Below are 20,553 nucleotides of genomic sequence, written 5' to 3'. Positions count from 1 at the left end.
CCTCTTAAACAGGCAGTTCAGAGACGGTTTCGACGCCGTTTCCGCTCATCGGCTGGTCAACCGGCTCGCGAGAGGCAGTTAGCCTCAGGATCACTATGGGTAAATTCAGTCTCACTCGTCGGCCGTCCGTCGCACTTCTCGCCATCGCTTTTCCGCTGGTGGCTGCTGGTTCGTTCGCGCTCGGCGCCGGCGTCGACCTGACTGCGGACACCCAGCCGACCACGGTCGCGTCCACGGCCGAGGCTCCGACCGAAACCCCCACCGGTGATCCGCTGGCCACCTCGCGGAAGAACCTGCAGGAAGCCGGACTGCCCGTGAGCTTCCTGTCTGCAGGCGTCAGCCAACTCACCGACGGCGGCAACCAGCTCAACGACGGAGTCGTGCAGCTCACCGACGGCATCACCCAGGCACACGACGGCACCGTCCAACTCGCCGACGGGTTCGTGGAGTACCGCGCAGGCATCGGCCAACTCGGTGACGGCGCGTCGCAGATCAGCGGAGGCGTCGACGAGGTCGTGGACACCCTCGCCGGATTCGGTGCCCAGCAGGCTCAGTTCACCGCATCGCTCGAAGCCGCGGCGCAGCAGGTCGACGCGTTCCCCCACCCCGGATCCGACGGTATCTCCGGCCAGATTCGCGGGGTCATCGACACTCTGAACACCCAGGGCTTCGGCCCCGACACTCTGGATCAGTTGCAGACACTCAAGGCGGGAGCCCGCCAGCTCTCCGGGGAACTCAACGACCCGTCGAGCCAATTCCTTTCGGCCACAAGCCAAATCGGCGACGCCACCGTTCAGCTCCGGGACGGGCTGGGACAGCTCGACGACGGCGGTGGCCAGCTGCGGGCCGGCACCGACCAACTCGTGACCGCGGTGGAACCGGTCTCCGGCATCGTCAGCGGCATCCAGACCAACGTCCAGGAAGCAACAGCCGGCCTCCCAACGGCCAAGCAACTGAACAGCGGGAACGCTGCCGCCTCCGACGATTCGACCGACGTGGCAGCAGCCTCCGGCACATCCGGTTCCACGACCTCGGTCGCCCCGTACCTCATCGCAGCACTCGTCGCCGTCGGCGCGGTCGGCGCCGTCAGCCTCGTACGAGTCCTGAGCCGCGACTCCCGTCTGCGGTGGGTTGCCGCCGCCGTCGCAGTGGCAGCCGTCGGAGCGTGCGCAGCTCTCGCGTTCGCCTTCACCGCACCCGACGCCTCGATCGGTGCCCTGATCGGAGCAGGAGCGTTCCTCGTCGTCTCGGCAGGCGCCTACCTCGCGGCCGCGGGTGCCATCCAACGGGTACTGGGATCGACCGTCGGACAGGCGGTGAACGTGGTGCTTCTCGTGGTCCAGGTCGTCGTCTGCGGCGCTGCCTCGGCCAGTAGCGCGGCCATCTGGGGACACCTGTCGGCCTTCATGCCGATGGCGTACACCGCGGCGGGTGCTCGCGAGATCGGTTACTCGTCGATGACGTCGACCGGTTGGCTGGCGTTGGTGCTGACCGCCGCGCTGCTCGTCGTCTCCGGAGTCGTGTACCGGACGTCCTCGCGAACCGAGGAAAGAGCCGCGGAGCTACCGAACCACGCGTAGCGGGTGAATGGCAGGCGGGGCTGCCAAGTGCTCGCCGAATTCGCTCAGCGCCTTCTGTAGGTGCGGGGTCTTCATGTGCGCGTCCAGATCGTCCTCGGACCGCCATACCTCGATGGTCACGAACGTTCCCCGTTCGGCGGCGGATTCGAACAGTTCGTAGGACACGTTGCCGTCCTCGTGCAGTGACTCCGCCGCGAGTTCGGCCAAGCCTGCGCGAACGACGTCCACCGATTCGGGTTTCGCGGTGATCGTTGCGACGACCTTCAGATCACTGAGCACAATTCTCCCTTTCGCCAGTGGTGGGGTGTACGGCAACCACCGAGTCCGACGGTACCGTCATGAGCGCATCCGCATCGGCTGAAACAGATCAAAGGGGAATCGTGAGCGACGTGCACGAGAAGGCGACGCGGAAGGACTGGCTGGGGCTCGCTGTCCTCGTCGTACCCATTCTGCTCGTCTCGATGGACATCTCGGTGCTCTACCTCGCGTTGCCCGCGGTGACCGCCGACCTCGAGCCGAGCAGCAACCAGACCCTCTGGATTCTGGACCTCTACGGGTTCTTCCTCGCCGGACTTCTGATCACGATGGGGTCGGTAGGTGACCGGATCGGCCGACGGCGACTGCTGATGGTCGGCGCCCTCGTGTTCGGTGCCGCCTCGGTACTGGCCGCGTTCTCCACCTCGCCGGAGATGCTCCTGATCGCCCGCGCTCTTCTCGGTGTCGGCGGTGCCACCATCGCGCCGAGCACACTGTCTCTGATTCGCAACATGTTTCGCGACCCCGCGCAACGCAAGGAAGCAATCGGGTTGTGGACGGCAGGTTTCGCCGGCGGCGGGGCGATCGGACCCGTCATCGGCGGGTTCCTGCTGGAGCATTTCTGGTGGGGATCGGTCTTCCTCGTCAACATTCCGGTGATGATCGTGATCCTGGTCGCGGCGCCCCTGCTGGTTCCCGAGTTCAAGGACCCCGAGCCCGGCAAGTTCGACCCCATCAGCGTCGCCCTGTCCATCGTCGCGATGCTCGGCATCGTCTACGCGATCAAACACGGTGCACAGGAAGGTTTCGACGTCGCCACCGTCTCCACGGCGGCAGGCGGGCTGGTACTCGGATTCCTGTTCGTCCTCCGGCAACGCAAGGCCAAGGACCCGCTGATCGACGTGACACTCTTCGGCGAACGCGCATTCAGCGCAGCCGTCCTGGTCCAGTTCCTGGTGATCTTCGCACTGACCGGCTTCAGCCTGTTCGCCTCGCAGTACCTCCAACTCCTCGTCGGCCTCGGCCCGTTGGCTGCCGGACTGTGGTTGCTGATCCCCGCTGCGGCAGCGGCAGTCGGTGCCGTCTTCTCCCCGACGCTGAGCAAGATCGTCCCGACGGGCACCATCATCGCCGGCGGACTGGTGCTCATCGCCGTGGGTTCGCTGGCGCTGCACTTCGTCGGCTCGAACTCCGGCATCCCGCTTCTGATCACCGGAATGTCCCTGATCACCCTCGGCGTCGGTGCCGCGTCCACCCTCAACTCCGACATCGTCCTGACCGCCGCCGCACCCGAAAAGGCCGGTGCAGCATCGGCACTCTCCGAGACCGGCGCCGAGCTCGGCGGTGCCGTCGGCATCGCCATCCTCGGCACCATCGGATCCACCGTCTACCGCAACGGCGTCTCCGCCCAGGTACCGCCGAACACCCCCGCGGACATCGCCGGACCCGCCACCGAAACCGTCGGCGGCGGAATGGCAGTGGCCGAGCTACTGCCACCCCCGCTGAACGACATGCTGCGCGAACTCGCCGCACAGAGCTTCGTCGACGGCTTGAACCTGGCTGCCGTGTGGAGCGCAGGGCTCATGGCCGTCTCCGCCGTCGTGGTCTACGGCCTCCTGCGTCGTACCTGATTCATACCGGTGCGGGGGTGCGCTCGCGGTACGCGCGCCAGCCACCGAACTTCGTGATGTCCACAGCCGCGTCGGCCGCCTCGTACGAGCAGCAGAAACCCGTGACCCACCGCCCGTCGGACAGTTCCACCGACGTCAGACCCATCGGCACCGGAAGACCGGCCAGGAACGTGCCCACACCCGCCGCGGACATCCAATACAACTCCCCGGCAATCGCAGCCCCGGTGCCGGAGGCGTGCCGCACCAGACCGGGTTTCGGCGGCGTCGTCCCCAGATCGACCAGGCGATACGCGTCGGACGTCAGGACGTCGCCGAGGAAGCGCGCACCTCGATCGGTCAGCTGGTGGTGCACCGGAAAGCCCTTCAGATGCGCTCCCACGACGAGAACATCGATGCCCTCGGCGACGAGGACAGGTGCCGGGGCCGAGGTGAGCGCAGCAGCGATGTCCACGGCGACCTGATCGTGGAAACCCGGTACGACGACCATGACCCCGAACGGGTCACCGGCACCGGTCGGCTCTCCCGGAACCGCGACGGCCGCCATGTCCAGTAGGTTGCAGAAGTTGGTGAACGTCCCCATTCGCCGATTGACGGCAAGCGGATCCGCCTGTACCGCAGCGATCGTCGGGTGCTCGGTCGTCGTCGGAAGCACTAGCGCGTCGTACCCGTCCAGCAGGGCCACGGCAATGCGCTTGCCTGCGGCAATCGTCGACAGATCGTCGACGTACCGGTGCGCCGACGGCTCGGCGGCCCCGGAGACGATGCGCGCCACCGTAGGGTCCGCTGACGCAGGACTCGAGGCCAGGAACTCTCCCACCGCCGAATACCTCTGCGCGACAATCGCTCCGTCGTACAGCAACGTCGCGATGTCCAGAAGTGGCGAGATGTCCACCGTGTCGTACTCGATCCCCCGTACCCGCAGGCCGGCCACCGTTCTGTCGAACGCATCGCGGTACTCGGGACTCAGTGCGGCGAGGTCCTCGGCTCGGGGCACCGCCACCCTCGGCGTCGGCGACGCAGCGAGCCTCACGTCCACCGGCCACGACCGGCTGCGTGGATCGGCCTCGTCGAACCCGGCCATGACGCGGGTGGCGAGGGTCGCCGTGTCGAGGTCGGCGGCCATCACCGTCACGCAGTCGTAGTCGACGCACGCCGGGACCACACCGGTCGTCGGAACGACCCCGAGAGTCGTCTTGATCCCGACGAGACCGTGGAACGACGCCGGCACGCGTCCCGAACCTGCAGTGTCCGTGCCGATTCCGATATCCGCGATTCCCAGCGCGACCGCCACGGCCGATCCGGAACTGGAACCGCCTGACACTCGCTCGGGATCCCACGCACATCGCACTGCCCCGTACGGGCTTCTCGTCCCGACGAGACCGGTGGCGAACTGGTCGAGGTTGGTCTTGCCGAGAATCAGTGCACCCTGCTCGACGAGCCGGGCCACCGCCGTCGCGGACACCTCGGGCACGTACGAGAACTCGGGGCACGCAGCCGTCGTCGGCAGCCCGGCTACGTCGACGTTGTCCTTCACCGCGACGAGCATCCCCGCGAGGGGCAACGACGCGTCGACGAGGTCCGCATCGGCAAGCACGTCGGCCTCACTGCGCAGCGTGATCCACACCTCGGGACGATCGACCTCGGCAATTCGCGCGTACGCCTGCCGAATCCTGTCATGCAGCTGCATCGGACCCCTCCTTCTTGCTGAACTCGCCCGCTGCCGACCATGCAGCACGCTCGGCATCGAAGGCTGCCGCCTGAATCGTGCGGAACTGCTCGATCGACTCGTGTTCGGCAGCGAGGAACTCGTCGTGCTCGGCCAGCGAGAATTCACCGTCGGTGATCTCCACTCCGCCGTTGCCTCTCCCGGCCGCCGTGTCCGCGCGCAGATCCATCAGTTCCTCGGGCTCGACCGGATACCACGAAATCCGGTCGAAAAACCTCAGCAGCCAGGGGCTTTCGGGTTGGAACTGTCCTGGGGAGGCAGGACCGGAGCCTGTGGACTTTGTTTCGCCGGAATAGCGGTGGTTCCAGACCTGAGTTGTGCGGCCGACGAACTGGTAACCACCAGGGCCTTCCATTCCGTAGATGCAGAGGTATGCCCCGCCGATTCCGACAGCGTTCTCCGGGGTCCAGGTACGTGCGGGATTGTATTTGGTGGTGACCAGCCTGTGCCGCGGGTCGAGTGGGGTGGCGACGGGTGCGCCGAGGTAGACGTCACCGAGGCCGAGGACCATGTAGTCGGCTGCGAAGACGGTGTCGAACACGTCTGCGACGGAATCCAATCCGTTCATGCGCCGGATGAATTCGATGTTCCACGGGCACCACGGTGCATCGGACCGGACGCCGTGCATGTAGCGGGCGATGGCTTCGCGGGTCGACGGGTCGTCCCAGGACAAGGGCATGCGGACCGTCCGGGACGGAACGACGAGCTCCGATGCGGCGGGGAGGTCGGATTCGACCTCGTCGAGCAACCCCATCAGCGTCGTGATCGGCAGTACGTCCGGGTCGACCTTGACCTGCAGAGACCGGATTCCGGGTGTCAGGTCCAGCAGTCCCTTCGGGGCGATCGCCTCGATGCGCTGGTGCAGCGCATGTGCCCGTGCGCGCAGTGCCAGGTCCAGCTTCATGTCGCCGTACTCGACGAGCACGTTGTCGTCGCCGGAGCGCCGATACGTCACCGCGGTCTCACCGTCGCGGCGCGCGATGACGCCGTCGTCCCCGTCTCCGCCGGCGGAGAAGACAACCGGAAGCGATGCCCTGCGTTCGAGTCCCAGTGCGCCGAGCGCGGCGGCATGCGCTGCCTTCACCGGTACGAACCTCATGGTGTCCCCCGGCTTCAACTGCCCGAGCTTCCAGCGCTCGGCAGCCACCACGGTGACCGGGCAGACGAAGCCGCCGAGGCTCGGGCCGTCGGGCCCCAGGAGGATCGGGGTGTCACCGGTGAAATCGAGCGCGCCTACCGAGTACGCGTTGTCATGGATGTTCGACGGGTGGAGTCCGGCCTCACCGCCGTCCTCGCGCGCCCATTCCGGTTTGGGACCGATGAGGCGCACACCGGTGCGGTCGGAGTTGAAGTGGACCTCGTACCGCGTCGCGTACAGAGTGTCCATGTCCGCGCGGGTGAAGAACTCGGGCGCGCCGTGCGGCCCCTCGGTCACCGCGATGTCCCACGTCGTCGTCAGGACGGGCCGATGTTCCATCGGAATGGATCGAATGCCGTCTCGACCGGCGCCCCCGGCGACCTCGAGGACGTCTCCTTCGGCAAGGGTGCCGCCGCGGTGGCCCCCGAATTTGCCGAGCGTGAATGTGGCTGCGCTGCCGAGGTAGTCGTCCACCTCGATCCTTCCCTGCACCGTCACGTACACACGCAGGCCTGCGCCGGTGGTGGGTCCGACGTCCAGCACCGCACCGGCCGAGACCAGGACGGGCCGCCACTGAGGCACGTCGGTCCCGTCGATCCGCACACGAGCGTCCGCGCCGGTGACGCACACGTAGGTATCGGCGTCGAACGTCAGCGCCGGGCCGGCCATCGCGGACTCGAGACCCGGGGCGCCCTCGGGATTGCCCAGGGCCACATTGCCCAGTCGGAACGACAGATCGTCCATCGGTCCGGACGGAGGAACCCCCACCTTCCAGTAGCCGACGCGTCCCGGCCAGTCCTGCACCGTCGTCAGCATGCCCGGCCGCACGACGGTCATCTTGGTGGTGCTCATGGCCTGGTCACCACCAGACGAACCGACGTCGGGTCGAACCCGTTGCACGGGTTGTTGATCTGCGGGCAGTTCGAGACCAGAACCAGAGTGTCCACCTCGGCTCGCAAGGACAGTGACTTCCCGGGCGCAGACAAACCGTCGACGATGCCGAGCGTGCCGTCCGCGTCGACGGGAACGTTCATGAAGAAGTTGATGTTGGACACCATGTCTCGCTTGCCGAGTCCCCACTTGGCGCCCTCGATCAGGAAATTCTCCACGCACGCGTGCTGGTGCCGAGTGTGGTGGCCGTACCGCAGGGTGTTCGACTCCTGCGAGCAGGCGCCGCCGACGGTGTCGTGGTTACCGACCTCGTCGGCGACGATCGTCATCAGCGGTGTCGAATCATCGCTGCGCAGCACGGTTCCGGTGGTGAGGAACAGGTTGCGCTGGGAGGTGACCGTCGCCGCGGCGGAGTACCGGACGGCGTGATCGTCGGCGGCATAGAGCAACGTGTCCACGGCCTGGTTGCCGTGCAGGTCGATCATCGTCAGGACATCGCCTGCCTTCACGACGGCCGACCAGGGGCCCCGGGCGTCGGCGACCTGGTCCAGTACCACTGATCCGAGTGTCGTTGTCATCATGCACCTTTCGGGTTCAGCGCGTTCCAGGCGCTGTCGGTGTTCCATACCGCGCGTTCGTACTCCGGTTCGGTGTTCGCCAGTCCGAGCAACTCCTCCGACGCATCCCAGGCGGTGACGTCGAGCGCCGTCGTACCGAACGTGTCCGCGGGGTCGAGTGGGTGCGCGGTGTTCGCGAGCAGCACGACGACCGGCAGGTGCATCAGTAGATCGACTTCGGTGCCGGGGCCGGCCGAGCCGGTGCTGGTGAGTGCGCCGTCGGCCTCGACGCGTACCCCGTGGAAGAACGAGATCGACGGGGGCAGATCGCGCGGCTCCAGACCGTTCTTGGCAGCGCCGACGGTGAACATCTCGCGGCCCGCCGGCGACGAGGAATGCAGCGCCCCGGTCCCGTACTTCGCCGCATTCGTTGCTGCCGAGGTGGTTCCGCACAGCGCGTCGTGACGACCCGAACTGTCCGCGACGACGGTGGCGAGGACTCTGCCCTGGTCCGACAGCAGCGGATGTCCCGTCGTGACGTACGCCTGCCACGGGACCTTCACCGTGTCGGCCGCATTGAGTCTCTCCCACGGGGCATCGGCGCGGTAGAGCAGCAGGTGGGCGCAGGCGGCGCCGTCGACGTCGCGCAAACGCAGCCGTGTACCGCGGGCCAGGACCTTGGTGGAATACCGGCCGCCGGGAATCGTCTCGGCCCAGGTGAGCGTCACACCGTCGGGGCCGGTGGGGGCGTCGACCTCAGCGGCCTGCGAGCGAGCATGTTCCTTGGCGGCGTGGGTGGTTGCTGTGCTCATGTGTTCTACGCTCCGATCGTGACGGGTCGTGGGTGTGCTTTGGCGCGGGGAAAGCAGGCGATGCCCACCACCACGACGGCCAGGACGGTCAGCGGGGCGGCCCACTGCAGAATCGGGTATTCCCCGGTGGGATTGAAGATTTCGGCACGCGGCCAGGACAGGTTGACCACCATCAGCCCGCCGTACAGAACTGCTGCGATGTTCACAGGGATACCGAGCCAGCCGAGGGTGAAGAGTTTCTTTCCTTCGGCATCCACCTGCACTCCGCCGCGGGGCCAGCCTTTCAGTCGCTGGACCAGCAGTGGGACGGTGACCATCATGTAGGCGAGGTAGATCAGAACGATGCAGACACTGGTGAGGGTCGTGAACAGGGCGGCGTTGCCGACGTTGACCGCGAGGACCGCGACACAGGCCAGTCCGATGAGAACCGAAGGGGCAATGGGCGTTCCGGTCTTGGAGTTCACCTTGGACAGGATGTCCGACGCGGGCAGTCGTCCGTCACGGGCCATGGAGAACATCAGTCGCGAGGCAGCGGTCTGGATGGCCAACGTGCAGATGAACACCGCGATGGCGACGTCGATCAGGAGGACCGTGCCCCACGGCGACGTCAGGATGGAGTCGATGACGTAAGGCAGGCCGAGCGTCGCGAGATTGCCGTCGGTGAGCGACGGTGCCGCCATCAGTGCGCCGACGATCATCAGCCCACCGCCGAGGGCCGACGCGGACAACGCAAGCCTGATCGTACGCGGCGCGACCCGACGCGGGTTGTGGGTTTCCTCGGCAAGCTCACCGGCAGAACCGAATCCGACCATCACGTAGGCGGCCATGAGTCCCGAGACGATCCACGCCCAGATGTAACCGGGTTCGGCTCCCGCGGCACCGGTGTCGAGGACGACCTGGGGTCCGCGCTGTGCGTGGGTGAAGAACACGAGTACCAGGGCGATGACTCCGACGATCTCGCACGTCACACCGATCGAGTTGATGCGTGACATCCAGTTCACGCCGATCGAGTTGATGGTCGTCGTCAGGACGAGCAACACGGACCCGAGGACCACTGCGTTGGTGGCACCGCTGGGGGACGTCAGTGCCGGATCGTCGCCGACGATCTGGAACCCGCTCCATATGCTCGGCAGAACCACCTGCAGCGCGATCGCCGCGGCCGACGCCGTGACGATCTGCGCGATGATCATGAACCAGCCGGCGAACCAGCCGACGATCTCACCGCCCATCCTGCGCGCCCACTGGTAGATGGCGCCTGAAATGGGATACCGGGCAGCAAGTTCCGCGAAGTTCAGCGCAACCATGAACTGGCCGAGGAACACCAGCGGCCAGGTGAAGAAGAACGCGGGGCCGCCGAAACTGAAGCCGAGTGCGAACAGCTGGAAGATCGTGGTGAGAATCGAGACGAACGAGAACCCCGCCGCGAACGAGGCGAATTTACCGAGCGAACGGTGCAGTTGCTGTTCGTATCCGAGCTCCGCGAGATCGGAGTGGTCACTGCGCGGTGGCGAGGACCCTTCGGGTGCGGGCAGAGTAGTCGAGCTCATGGATGTCTCCTCGAGAGAAAGAGTGACTGCGGGAAGGTGCCTGACCGCCCGTCTGCGCTGCCGGTGCGGGCTTTTCTGTCAGTCGATAGTTTTCCGGCCCGAGGTGCCCCACGAGTGACAGCGATGAAACAACTACGTTTCGCAGGTTTCTATCGAATGACAGAAACTTCACTGCCGCGTCGTCGATGCCAGGATGGACCCATGACCACCGCAGGCCGACCGAGGCTCAGTACCAAGAAGCGGCCAGGAGACACGGCTCTCGAAGAAATCCTCGACGCCGCGGCGGAGCTGTTCACCACCCGCGGCTTCACCAACACGTCCACGCGCATGATCGCCGACGCCGTGGGCATGCGTCAGGCGTCGCTGTACCACCACTTCGCCAACAAGGACGAGTTGCTGAGTCTGTTGCTGAGCGGAACCGTCGACGGTCCACTGGCCGTCGCACAGCGCATCGCCGATTCCGACGCGGCCGCTGCGGTCAAGATGTACGCGCTCGCACTGTTCGACGCCGACCAGCTCTGCCGATCCCGGTGGAACCTCGGTGCGCTGTATCTACTCCCGGAGATCCGCGAACCTCGCTTCGATACCTTCCGTGCACACCGGCACGCACTGATGGACCGCTACGCCTCGATAGCAGCCGAGGTTCTCCACGGAACGACGGCTGCACTGCCCGGCACCGAGGAGTTGCCGTTCCGGCTCGTCGAGACCGTCGTCAACGGTCGTGCCGACGCCGAGAGTGGCCGCGACGCGTCAGGAGAGGACTACGCCCGCGTCGTCGCGGAAGCAGCGGTCCGGGTACTCGGCTGGACCGGCTCGGTGGACGAGCTGCACACCCAGGCCAGGCCGCTACTGGAGTATGCGGCCGATCACGTGCCCGACGCACCCACGAGGTAGTTCGCCAGCCACGTCGTCACGCTCACACCGCTCGAATCCACCGCGTACGACGCGTATTCCTGGTGAATTCCGGAGCGGTAGAACGCCTCGATCTCACGGCGCCGCTGCTCGTTCGCCTGGTCCGACAATTGCCCCTGCAGAACCGGGAGCCCGCCGGCCGACGCGATGTCACCGAGCAGGATCTGTGCATCCTGCTGTGCCTTCGCTGCGACGTCCGGGCTCGGATCCGACGACACCGCAAGGAAACCCGCGAGCCGCGCCACGTAGTCGTCCTTCGGTGTCGAGCAGTACAGGTCACCGACCGCACAGAACGTTCGGACGACCGGGCTGACGTATCCGAACCCGCCCACCCGAGGCCCACCGACACCGGTGCCGACGACCTCGGGCCCGACCAGCGCATCGGCGTCGGACCGCTTGGGATCGGAGATCAGCCCCACCGCGACGACCTTGTCCGCCGGAACCACGCCGAGGCCGGTACCGATCGACGCCGCGAGGTCGCCTGCGGCATCCGCGCCCTGGCTGTATCCGATGATGCCGAATTTCGTTGCGCCACAACGGTCGGCCACGGACTTCAGCATGCCGCCCGCGTTGGCGGTGGCGATTGCACGCGACTCGCCGTAGATGCCGCCTTCCCACGGAAACGCCGTCGCCGGGTAGGACACGTAGTCGGTTCGGATATCGCTGCTCGCGATGCGGTCGGTGACGGCAGTGAGCATCCCCGGCCGCGGCGCAGCGCCCGAACTGGTCTCCCACGTGCCCGGAATCGCGACTACGTACATGCTGGGGCACGATGCCGGATCCGCCGACGCCGTGCTGGCAGTGACGGTGGACATCGCCGCCGACCCGGCAGCGATCGTCAACACGGATCCGATGGTGGCGACAAGCTTCTTCACGCGCATGGTGCGGCCTCACTGCGTCAGCGGACATTCGACAACTCACTGTGAGAATTCCAGTGCCTGATGTCGAATCGATGCCCAATCGGTAAACGCAGGTTACCTAAATTCATGAAGGTTCACATACGGGAACGAAAACGAGGTTTCAGCGCGTGAAACGTGCTTTTCGACCGGCCCCCAAACGCATGAATGCGCCACCGCAGCCGTCTGACGGTTGCGGTGGCGCATTCATGCCGAAGCGAGAAGAAACTACCTCTGCGGCGCCTGGGTCGGGACGATCGGCGCGGGCAGTGCGGTGGCACCCTGCAGAAAGGTGTCGACAGCGGCTGCGCAGGAGCGACCCTCGGCGATGGCCCACACGATGAGCGACTGGCCGCGGCCCATGTCACCGGCGACGAAGACGCCGGGAACGTTGGTGACCCACTCGTTCGAGCGCTTGACGTTGCCGCGCTCGTTCAGGTCCACACCGAGATCGGTGAGCAGGCCTGGCTTCTCCGGCCCGACGAAGCCCATGGCGAGGAGGACGAGATCGGCCTCGAGGGTGAACTCGCTGCCCTCGACCTTCTCGAACTTGCCTGCCTTGAACTCGACCTCGTGAGCCTCGAGTCCGGTGACCTTGCCGTCCTTGCCGAGAAAACGCTCGGTGTTGACGGAGAACACGCGCTCGCCGCCCTCTTCGTGCGCCGACGCGACGCGGAACATCAGCGGGTACAGCGGCCACGGAGTGGACGTTGCACGCTCTTCCGGCGGACGCGCCATGATCTCGAACTGGTGAACGCTTGCCGCGCCCTGACGGTGCGAGGTACCGAGGCAGTCCGCACCGGTGTCGCCGCCGCCGACGATGACGACCTTCTTGCCCTCGGCGCTGACCGGAGGCTCGGCGAAGTCGCCCTGCTGCACGCGGTTGGCGTGGGGCAGGAACTCCATGGCCTGGTAGATGCCCTCGTTCTCGCGGCCTTCGATCGGCAGGTCGCGCCACGCGGTGGCGCCACCGGAGAGAACGACAGCGTCGAATTCCGCGCGCAGTTCGTCGGCGGTGATGTCGACGCCGACGTTGACGCCGGTGCGGAACACCGTGCCCTCGGCCTCCATCTGCGCCAGACGGCGGTCGATGTGGCGCTTCTCCATCTTGAACTCGGGGATGCCGTAGCGCAGCAGTCCGCCGATGCGGTCGGCACGCTCGAACACCGTCACGGTGTGGCCGGCACGCGTCAGCTGCTGCGCTGCAGCGAGACCCGCAGGACCGGAGCCGACGACGGCGACCGTCTTGCCGGTCAGGTGCGTCGGGTAGACCGGGGTGACCCAGCCTTCCTCGAAGGCCTTGTCGATGATCTCGACCTCGACCTGCTTGATCGTCACCGGATCCTGGTTGATGCCCAGAACGCACGACGCCTCGCACGGCGCCGGGCACAGCCGCCCGGTGAACTCCGGGAAGTTGTTGGTGGCGTGCAGACGGTCGATTCCCTCACGCCAGCGGTCCTTGAAGACCAGGTCGTTCCACTCGGGAATCAGGTTCCCGAGCGGGCAGCCGTTGTGGCAGAACGGAATTCCGCAGTCCATGCACCGGCTGGCCTGGGTCTGCAGAGTGTCCTTCGGGAAGTCTTCGTAGACCTCTTTCCAGTCCATCAGCCGCAGGTCGACCGGCCGACGCTTCGGCAGTTCGCGGACGGTGTTCTTCAGAAATCCCTGTGGGTCACCCACGAGCTGCCTCCATGATCGCCTCGTCCACGTCCGCGCCGTTCTTCTCGGCCTCGGAGATGGCAAGCAGTACCTTCTTGTAATCGCGAGGCATGACCTTCACGAAGTGGTTCACCTGCTGTGACCAGTCCGCCAGGATGCGCTCCGCGACATCGGATCCCGTTTCCTCGTGGTGACGAGTGACGATTTCCTTGAGCCAGGTGAACTCGTCGCCCTCGATGCTCTCGATGTCGACCAGCTCGGTGTTGAGGTTCGCCTCGAACGTCTTGTTCGGATCGAAGACGAACGCCACGCCGCCGGACATACCGGCACCGAAGTTGCGGCCGGTCTCGCCGAGGATGACGACCTTTCCACCGGTCATGTACTCGCAGCCGTGGTCACCGACGCCTTCGACGACGGCAACGGCACCGGAGTTACGGACCGCGAAACGCTCGCCGACTACACCGCGGATCAGAGCCTCACCCTGCGTCGCGCCGAACAGGAAGACGTTGCCGCCGATGATGTTGTCCTCGGCGACGAATCCTGCAGGAGCGTTCAGCGACGGCCGCACGATGATGCGTCCGCCGGACAGGCCCTTACCGACGAAGTCGTTGGCGTCGCCGTTGAGGCGCAGGGTCATGCCCGACGGCACGAACGCGCCGAAGCTGTTACCGGCCGAACCGGTGAACGTGATGTCGATGGTGTTGTCCGGCAAGCCGACTCCGCCGTATGCCTTGGTCAACTCGTGTCCGAGCATGGTGCCGACGGTGCGGTTGACGTTGGTGATCTTGGACTCGAACGTGACCTTCTCGCCCCTGTCCAGAGCATTGCGGCTCTGCACGATGAGCTGCTGGTCCAGCGCCTTGTCGAGTCCGTGATCCTGGACGCCCGTGTTGTAGAGGTCCTGGTTCATGAACGCCGACTCGACCTCGTCGAGGATGGGCGACAGATCCAGCTTGGACGCCTTCCACGCTTCCTTCGCAGCGGTGGTGTCCAACAGAGCGACCTGGCCGACGGCTTCGTTGAGCGTGCGGAAGCCCAGCTCGGCCAGAAGCTCGCGAACCTCTTCTGCGATGAACATGAAGAAGTTCTCGACGAACTCGGGCTTGCCTGCGAAACGCTTGCGCAGCACCGGGTTCTGCGTCGCGACACCGACGGGGCAGGTGTCGAGATGGCAGACGCGCATCATGATGCAGCCCGACACGACGAGAGGCGCGGTCGCGAATCCGAACTCCTCGCCGCCGAGCAGTGCGGCGACCATGACGTCGCGGCCGGTCTTGAGCTGGCCGTCGACCTGCACGACGATGCGGTCACGAAGACCGTTGAGCAGCAACGTCTGCTGGGTCTCGGCGAGGCCGAGCTCCCACGGTCCACCTGCGTGCTTGACCGACGTCAGCGGCGTTGCGCCGGTACCGCCGTCGTGGCCGGAGATGAGCACCACGTCGGCGTGTGCCTTCGAGACACCGGCCGCGACCGTGCCGACACCGACCTCGGAGACCAGCTTCACGTGGATGCGTGCCTGCGGGTTGGCGTTCTTCAGGTCGTGGATCAGCTGAGCGAGATCCTCGATCGAGTAGATGTCGTGGTGCGGCGGCGGCGAGATGAGGCCGACACCGGGCGTCGAGTGGCGAACCTCGGCGACCCACGGGTACACCTTGTGCGCCGGGAGCTGGCCGCCCTCACCGGGCTTGGCGCCCTGCGCCATCTTGATCTGGATGTCGGTGCAGTTGGTCAGGTAGTGCGAGGTGACGCCGAAACGTCCCGACGCCACCTGCTTGATCGCGCTACGACGCCAGTCGCCGTTCTCGTCGGGCTCGAAGCGGTCGACGCTCTCGCCGCCCTCACCGGAGTTGGAGCGTCCGCCGAGGCGGTTCATGGCGATCGCGAGAGTCTCGTGAGCCTCGGCGGAGATGGATCCGTAGCTCATCGCACCCGTCGAGAATCGCTTGACGATCTCCGATGCGGGCTCCACCTCGTCGATGGAAATCGCTTGGCGCTCTTCGGTCTTGAAGCGGAACAGACCGCGAAGCGACGCGAGGCGCTCGGACTGATCGTCGACCATCTTCGTGTATTCCTTGAAGATGTCGTACTGACCGGTGCGGGTCGAGTGCTGCAGCTTGAACACGGTGTCGGGGTTGAAGAGGTGGTACTCCCCTTCACGACGCCACTGGTACTCACCGCCGACTTCGAGTTCACGGTGTGCACGTTCCTGACGGTTCTCGAGGTACGCCATGCCGTGGCGGGTGGCCACATCCTGTGCGATCTGCTCGAGCTCGATACCGCCGAGGTGACTGTTCAAACCGGTGAAGTACTCGTCGACGAGGCCCTGCGACAGGCCGATGACCTGGAACAGCTGTGCGCCGGTGTACGAGGCGAGGGTGGAGATGCCCATCTTGGACATCACCTTCAGCACGCCCTTGCCTGCGGCCTTGATGTAGTTGGAGACGGCCTTGTCGAACTCGATGCCCGTCAGTGCGCCGCGCTCGATCATGTCCTCGATGGACTCGAACGCCATGTACGGGTTGACCGCAGCGGCACCGAAGCCGATGAGCAGAGCCATGTGGTGCACCTCGCGGGCGTCACCGGACTCCACGATCAGGCCGACCTTGGTACGCGTCTTCTCGCGAACGAGGTGGTGGTGCACCGCCGAGGTCAGCAGCAGCGACGGGATCGGGGCCAGCTTCTCGCTCGACTCACGGTCCGACAGCACGATGATCCGTGCGCCACCGGAGATGGCGGCGGACACCTGAGCGCGGATGGCCTCCAACGACTTCTGCAGACCTTCGCCACCTTCGGCGACGGGGTAGAGGCCGCGCACGACGACCGAGCGCAGGCCTTCCTGCGTGCCCTCGTCGTTGATGTGGACGAGCTTGGCCAGGTCGTCGTTGTGCAGGATCGGCTGCGGGAGCACGATCTGCTTGCACGCGTCGGGGCCGGGGTTGAGCAGGTCGCCCTCGGGTCCGATCGTTCCGCCGAGGCTGGTGACGATCTCCTCGCGGATCGCGTCGAGCGGCGGGTTGGTGACCTGGGCGAACAGCTGCGAGAAGTAGTCGAACAGCATCCGAGGACGAACCGACAGCACGGCGATCGGAGTGTCGGTACCCATCGAACCGATGGCCTCGGCGCCGGTCTTCGCCATCGGCGAGACCAGAACGTTCAGCTCCTCGGTGGTGTAGCCGAAGATCTGCTGACGGATGAGAACGCGGTCGTGCGGCATGTGCACGTGCGGGCGGTCCGGCAGGTCGTCGATCGAGGTCAGACCTTCGTCGAGCCACTGCTGGTACGGGTGCTCGGCGGCGAGCTCGTCCTTGATCTCGTCGTCGGAGACGATGCGGCCCTGCGCGGTGTCCACCAGGAACATACGGCCGGGCTGCAGACGAACCTTGCGGACCACCTTCGCCGGATCGATGTCCAGGACGCCGACCTCGGAGGCCATGACGACCAATCCGTCGTCGGTGACCCAGAGTCGGCTGGGGCGCAGACCGTTTCGGTCCAGGACCGCGCCGATGACGGTGCCGTCGGTGAAGCACACCGACGCCGGTCCATCCCACGGCTCCATCAGCGAGGAGTGGTACTTGTAGAACGCCCGGCGAGCGGGGTCCATCGACTCGTGACGCTCCCAGGCTTCGGGGATCATCATGAGGACGGCGTGCGGAAGGCTGCGGCCGCCGAGGTGCAGAAGCTCGAGCACCTCGTCGAAACGTGCAGTGTCGCTTGCGCCTTCGGTAACGACCGGGAAGATCTTCTCGAGGGCCTCGGATCCACCGAACACGTCGGAGGTGATCAGTGCCTCACGGGCGCGCATCCAGTTCTCGTTACCGGTGGCGGTGTTGATCTCACCGTTGTGCGCGACGCGGCGGAACGGGTGCGCCAGCGGCCACGACGGGAACGTGTTGGTGGAGAAGCGCGAATGCACAAGGCCGAGAGCGCTTTCCACGCGCTCGTCCTGCAGGTCGAGGTAGAAGCCCTTGAGCTGAGGCGTCGTCAGCATGCCCTTGTAGACGAAGGTCTGCGAGGACAGCGACGGGAAGTACACGGTCTCGCGGCCGGGCCCGTCCTTGCCTGCACCCTCTTCGCCGAGCTCGTGCTCGACGCGCTTACGGATGACGAACGCGGCGCGCTCGAGAGCCAGATCGGTAACGGAGCCATCCGGCGAGGCGAAGAACAATTGACGGAACGTCGGCATCGCGTCACGCGCGAGCGCCCCGAGGGAGGAGTCGTCGGTGGGAACTTCACGCCATCCGAGGACCTTCATGCCCTCTTCTTCGACGATGCGGACGACGTCGTCGCTCGCGCGGGCGGCGTCCTTCTTGCCCTGCGGCAGGAATGCGATTCCGGTGGCGTACGAACCAGCGGCGGGCAGCTCGAAATCGACCACGGCACGGAAGAACGCGTCCGGTACCTGGATCAGGATTCCGGCGCCGTCACCGGTGTTGGGTTCGGAGCCGGCGGCGCCCCGGTGCTCGAGGTTGACCAGCGCGGTGATGGCCTTCTCGACGATGTCTCGACTACGACGACCATGCATGTCCACCACGAACGCGACACCACAGGAGTCGTGTTCGTTGCGGGGGTCGTAGAGGCCTTGGGGGCCCGGAGTGTGCTTCATACCTAGCCTTCGGATAAGTCCAGCCTTCAAGTACGTCGGATCGGCGCGGCACAGATAACCGGCCGTCGCGGACGGCTATTCGGTGCCGTTCGCCGTTGAAGCAGCACCACCGGAGGCGATCTTCGGATAACGTCGAGCGGGTGCGCTCGAAACGGTGAAACGAAGGTGCCTTTCGGGCGGATCGACAATTGGGTACGTCGGTCCAACAACAAACGATAAGTCAGCACCTAGGCCAACCTGCAAATAAGGTAAGCCTATTCAGGCTCTCTACCTGGGCTTTTACAATTCCCTGACCCCCGCATTGCGCCCCCCTGGCTCGCTCGATGATCGTTCGAACTCGAAAAATACCCTCATCGGCCCGCGTTCGCGGCGAGTTCTGCGGTACTGGAAGAGGATCCGGTAATTACACGGAGGAAATTTCGATCCGATCGGACGCGTCCTGGACGCACTACCCCGAAAATGACTACTGGCCGCAGCGAGTGAATCAGCTGCGGCCAGTGTTGTGGGCGGAGGGGGACTTGAACCCCCACGTCCCGAAGGACACTGGCACCTGAAGCCAGCGCGTCTGCCATTCCGCCACCCGCCCGGGCGACCGGTGAACATTAACACGCAGATATCGCTGCATGAAAATCGTGCCCGTTCGTCGGCCGACTGCAGCACCGACAGGCTCCGAGCGGCAACGTATATCATGCTGAGACGACGACCTGTAGGCGACACGCGCCTGAGGCGCAATCCAACGAAGCACGACCGGGAAGTGAGGTCACCATGGGCATTGTCCAGCGTTTCGAGCGAAAGCTCCAGGGCGCAGTGGGCGACGTCTTCGCCCGAGTGTTCGGCGGCGGTGTCGTTCCCCAAGAGGTCGAGGCGGCACTTCAGCAGGAGGCGTCGGACAGAGTCCGACCACTCGACGGTGGTCATTATCTCGCCCCCAACAGCTATGTGATCACCATCAACAGCTCCGATCACGAGGAACTGGCCGCGGACCAGGACCTGACCATGAAGGCATTCTCCCGCCACCTGGGCGACTACATACGCGATCAGGGCTGGCAGACGTACGGAGAGATCGTGGTTCGCTTCGAGCCGTCCCCTACTTTGCACACCGGCCAGTTCCGGGCCAGTGGTTCGGTCGACCCCGATGTGGGACGATCACCGACTGCAGCCGGTGCCGCGCCACAGAAACCTGCAGCACCCGGTCCGCGACCCCCGCGCCCGTCCGCCCCACCTAAGTCGACATCAGGAGCCGGCCACATGACGCAGAACCCAGGTTACGACCCGCAACGCGACCCGGCCGACGGCTCTCGCCCCGACCCTCGCGCACGCGGCGGATACCCGGCGCCGGGTCAGGATCCTCGGTACGCACAGCAGAACGGACGCGATCCGCGCGCAGCAGCAGACCAGGGCTACCGCAACGGTGCGCCGTACGGAGGCGGCTACGGCGCCCCGGCAGCACAGGCACCCGTCCAGGAGGGTCAGTACGACCCGCAGTCCTACGGCCAGGGCCACGACGACCAGGCGTACGGCGACCAGCAGTACGCAGATCAGGGCTACGACCAGCAGTATCCGGATCAGGGATACGACCAGCAGGCATACGGCCAGCAGGCGTACGCGGATCAGAACGGGTACGAGCAGGCAGGGCATGAGCAGGCTGCACGTGATCAGGGCGGCCAGGCCTACTCCGATCCGTCGTACGGACGCCAGGGTTACGACCAGCAGGCATACGGACAGCAGAACTACGGCCAACAGGCATACGCGGACCAGGGCTACGACCAGCAGGCGTACGCCGAACCCGCCGGCTACCAGCAGCCCGCGTACGACTACCCGCCGCAGCAGAACGGGTACCCCCAGGGCCAGTACCCCACCGCGGGGTATCAGCAGCCTGCCTACGGTTACGACGAGCCCGCGTACTCCGACAGCCAGGGCCTGACGGCAACGCTGCAACTCGAGGACGGCAGCGGACGGTACTTCCAGCTCCGCGACGGCCAGAACATCATCGGACGTGGCCAGGACGCCCAGTTCCGTCTCCCGGACACCGGCGTGTCCCGCCGGCACGTCGAGATCCGCTGGGACGGCCGGGTGGCGATGCTCTCCGACCTCGGATCCACCAACGGAACGACGGTCAACGGATCACCGGTCCAGGATTGGCAACTCGCCGACGGCGACGTCATTCGCGCTGGTCACTCGGAGATCCTCGTCCGCATCGTCTGACGCACCTCACCCGTATGGTGATCGACACGCGCAGCTTCCCCTTAGGATGCTGCGTGAGACGTCGTGTCATTACGATCGCTGGCGACTCGGGGGGAGATCCCGGCGTACGCCCGCGACGCCGACCAAGTACGACCTGCGAAG

13 protein-coding genes and 1 tRNA gene are annotated in these 20,553 nt (G+C 65.8%); 4 read left to right on the top strand and 10 right to left on the bottom strand.

All coding sequences use genetic code 11. From position 1 onward, the window contains the following. Positions 1 to 95: 95 nt before the first annotated feature. Positions 96 to 1,580, top strand: a complete 1,485-nt coding sequence (locus H292_RS0117880; protein WP_020112272.1) for a hypothetical protein — start codon at positions 96 to 98, stop codon at positions 1,578 to 1,580. Here H292_RS0117880 and H292_RS0117875 read toward each other — a convergent pair. Next, on the bottom strand, positions 1,563 to 1,859 hold the full coding sequence (locus H292_RS0117875; protein ID WP_019665018.1) for a putative quinol monooxygenase: 297 nt from the start codon (positions 1,857 to 1,859) through the stop codon (positions 1,563 to 1,565). The two genes, H292_RS0117880 and H292_RS0117875, sit on opposite strands and share 18 nt — an antisense overlap. A gap of 101 nt (positions 1,860 to 1,960) precedes the next feature. Between H292_RS0117875 and H292_RS0117870 the strand changes: the two genes are divergently transcribed. Next, entirely contained in the window at positions 1,961 to 3,466 is a 1,506-nt protein-coding gene (locus H292_RS0117870; protein ID WP_019665019.1) for an MFS transporter, read from the top strand. A 1-nt stretch (position 3,467) separates the two neighbouring features. Here H292_RS0117870 and atzF read toward each other — a convergent pair whose 3' ends face one another. Genes atzF through H292_RS0117845 form a run of 5 tightly spaced genes read right to left on the bottom strand, consistent with a single transcriptional unit; the run spans position 3,468 to position 10,137 of the window. Further along, positions 3,468 to 5,153, bottom strand: coding sequence for an allophanate hydrolase (gene atzF, locus H292_RS0117865; RefSeq protein ID WP_020112271.1), 1,686 nt, complete (start codon positions 5,151 to 5,153; stop codon positions 3,468 to 3,470). After that, on the bottom strand, positions 5,140 to 7,182 hold the full coding sequence (locus H292_RS0117860; protein WP_020112270.1) for a 5-oxoprolinase/urea amidolyase family protein: 2,043 nt from the start codon (positions 7,180 to 7,182) through the stop codon (positions 5,140 to 5,142). Before H292_RS0117860 ends, atzF begins: the two co-directional genes overlap by 14 nt. Further along, on the bottom strand, positions 7,179 to 7,799 hold the full coding sequence (locus H292_RS0117855; RefSeq protein ID WP_027498899.1) for an urea amidolyase associated protein UAAP2: 621 nt from the start codon (positions 7,797 to 7,799) through the stop codon (positions 7,179 to 7,181). Before H292_RS0117855 ends, H292_RS0117860 begins: the two co-directional genes overlap by 4 nt. Then, positions 7,799 to 8,590 (bottom strand): urea amidolyase associated protein UAAP1, encoded by a 792-nt coding sequence (locus H292_RS0117850; RefSeq protein ID WP_020112268.1) that lies wholly within the window; start codon positions 8,588 to 8,590, stop codon positions 7,799 to 7,801. The genes H292_RS0117855 and H292_RS0117850 overlap by 1 nt, the downstream gene beginning before the upstream one ends. 5 nt (positions 8,591 to 8,595) lie before the next feature. Continuing rightward, positions 8,596 to 10,137 carry an amino acid permease gene (locus H292_RS0117845; RefSeq protein ID WP_020112267.1) on the bottom strand — a complete coding sequence of 514 codons (1,542 nt, stop codon included), beginning with the start codon at positions 10,135 to 10,137 and terminating at the stop codon, positions 8,596 to 8,598. A 201-nt stretch (positions 10,138 to 10,338) separates the two neighbouring features. On the opposite strand from H292_RS0117845, the gene H292_RS0117840 reads away from it, so the two are divergent. After that, a complete protein-coding gene (locus H292_RS0117840; RefSeq protein ID WP_019665025.1) occupies positions 10,339 to 11,031 on the top strand; it encodes a TetR/AcrR family transcriptional regulator in 693 nt (230 codons plus the stop codon). Here the strand turns inward: H292_RS0117840 and H292_RS0117835 are convergent. From H292_RS0117835 to H292_RS0117820, 4 genes are all read right to left on the bottom strand, one after another. Continuing rightward, positions 11,004 to 11,930 (bottom strand): cutinase family protein, encoded by a 927-nt coding sequence (locus H292_RS0117835; RefSeq protein ID WP_020112266.1) that lies wholly within the window; start codon positions 11,928 to 11,930, stop codon positions 11,004 to 11,006. The genes H292_RS0117840 and H292_RS0117835 overlap by 28 nt on opposite strands. Before the next feature lie 243 nt (positions 11,931 to 12,173). Continuing rightward, positions 12,174 to 13,625 (bottom strand): glutamate synthase subunit beta, encoded by a 1,452-nt coding sequence (locus tag H292_RS0117830; RefSeq protein ID WP_020112265.1) that lies wholly within the window; start codon positions 13,623 to 13,625, stop codon positions 12,174 to 12,176. Continuing rightward, positions 13,618 to 18,207: a glutamate synthase large subunit gene (gene gltB / locus H292_RS0117825; RefSeq protein ID WP_019665028.1), complete on the bottom strand. Its 4,590-nt coding sequence runs from the start codon at positions 18,205 to 18,207 to the stop codon at positions 13,618 to 13,620. Before gltB ends, H292_RS0117830 begins: the two co-directional genes overlap by 8 nt. Before the next feature lie 503 nt (positions 18,208 to 18,710). Beyond that, a tRNA-Leu gene (locus H292_RS0117820) sits at positions 18,711 to 18,793 on the bottom strand. 179 nt (positions 18,794 to 18,972) lie between these two features. Between H292_RS0117820 and H292_RS0117815 the strand changes: the two genes are divergently transcribed. Then, a complete protein-coding gene (locus tag H292_RS0117815; RefSeq protein ID WP_020112264.1) occupies positions 18,973 to 20,412 on the top strand; it encodes a DUF3662 and FHA domain-containing protein in 1,440 nt (479 codons plus the stop codon). Positions 20,413 to 20,553 lie beyond the last annotated feature (141 nt).

This window comes from Rhodococcus sp. 114MFTsu3.1, assembly GCF_000383555.1.
GTDB lineage: Bacteria > Actinomycetota > Actinomycetes > Mycobacteriales > Mycobacteriaceae > Rhodococcoides > Rhodococcoides fascians_E.
This window is presented reverse-complemented; position numbering and strand designations above follow the sequence as displayed.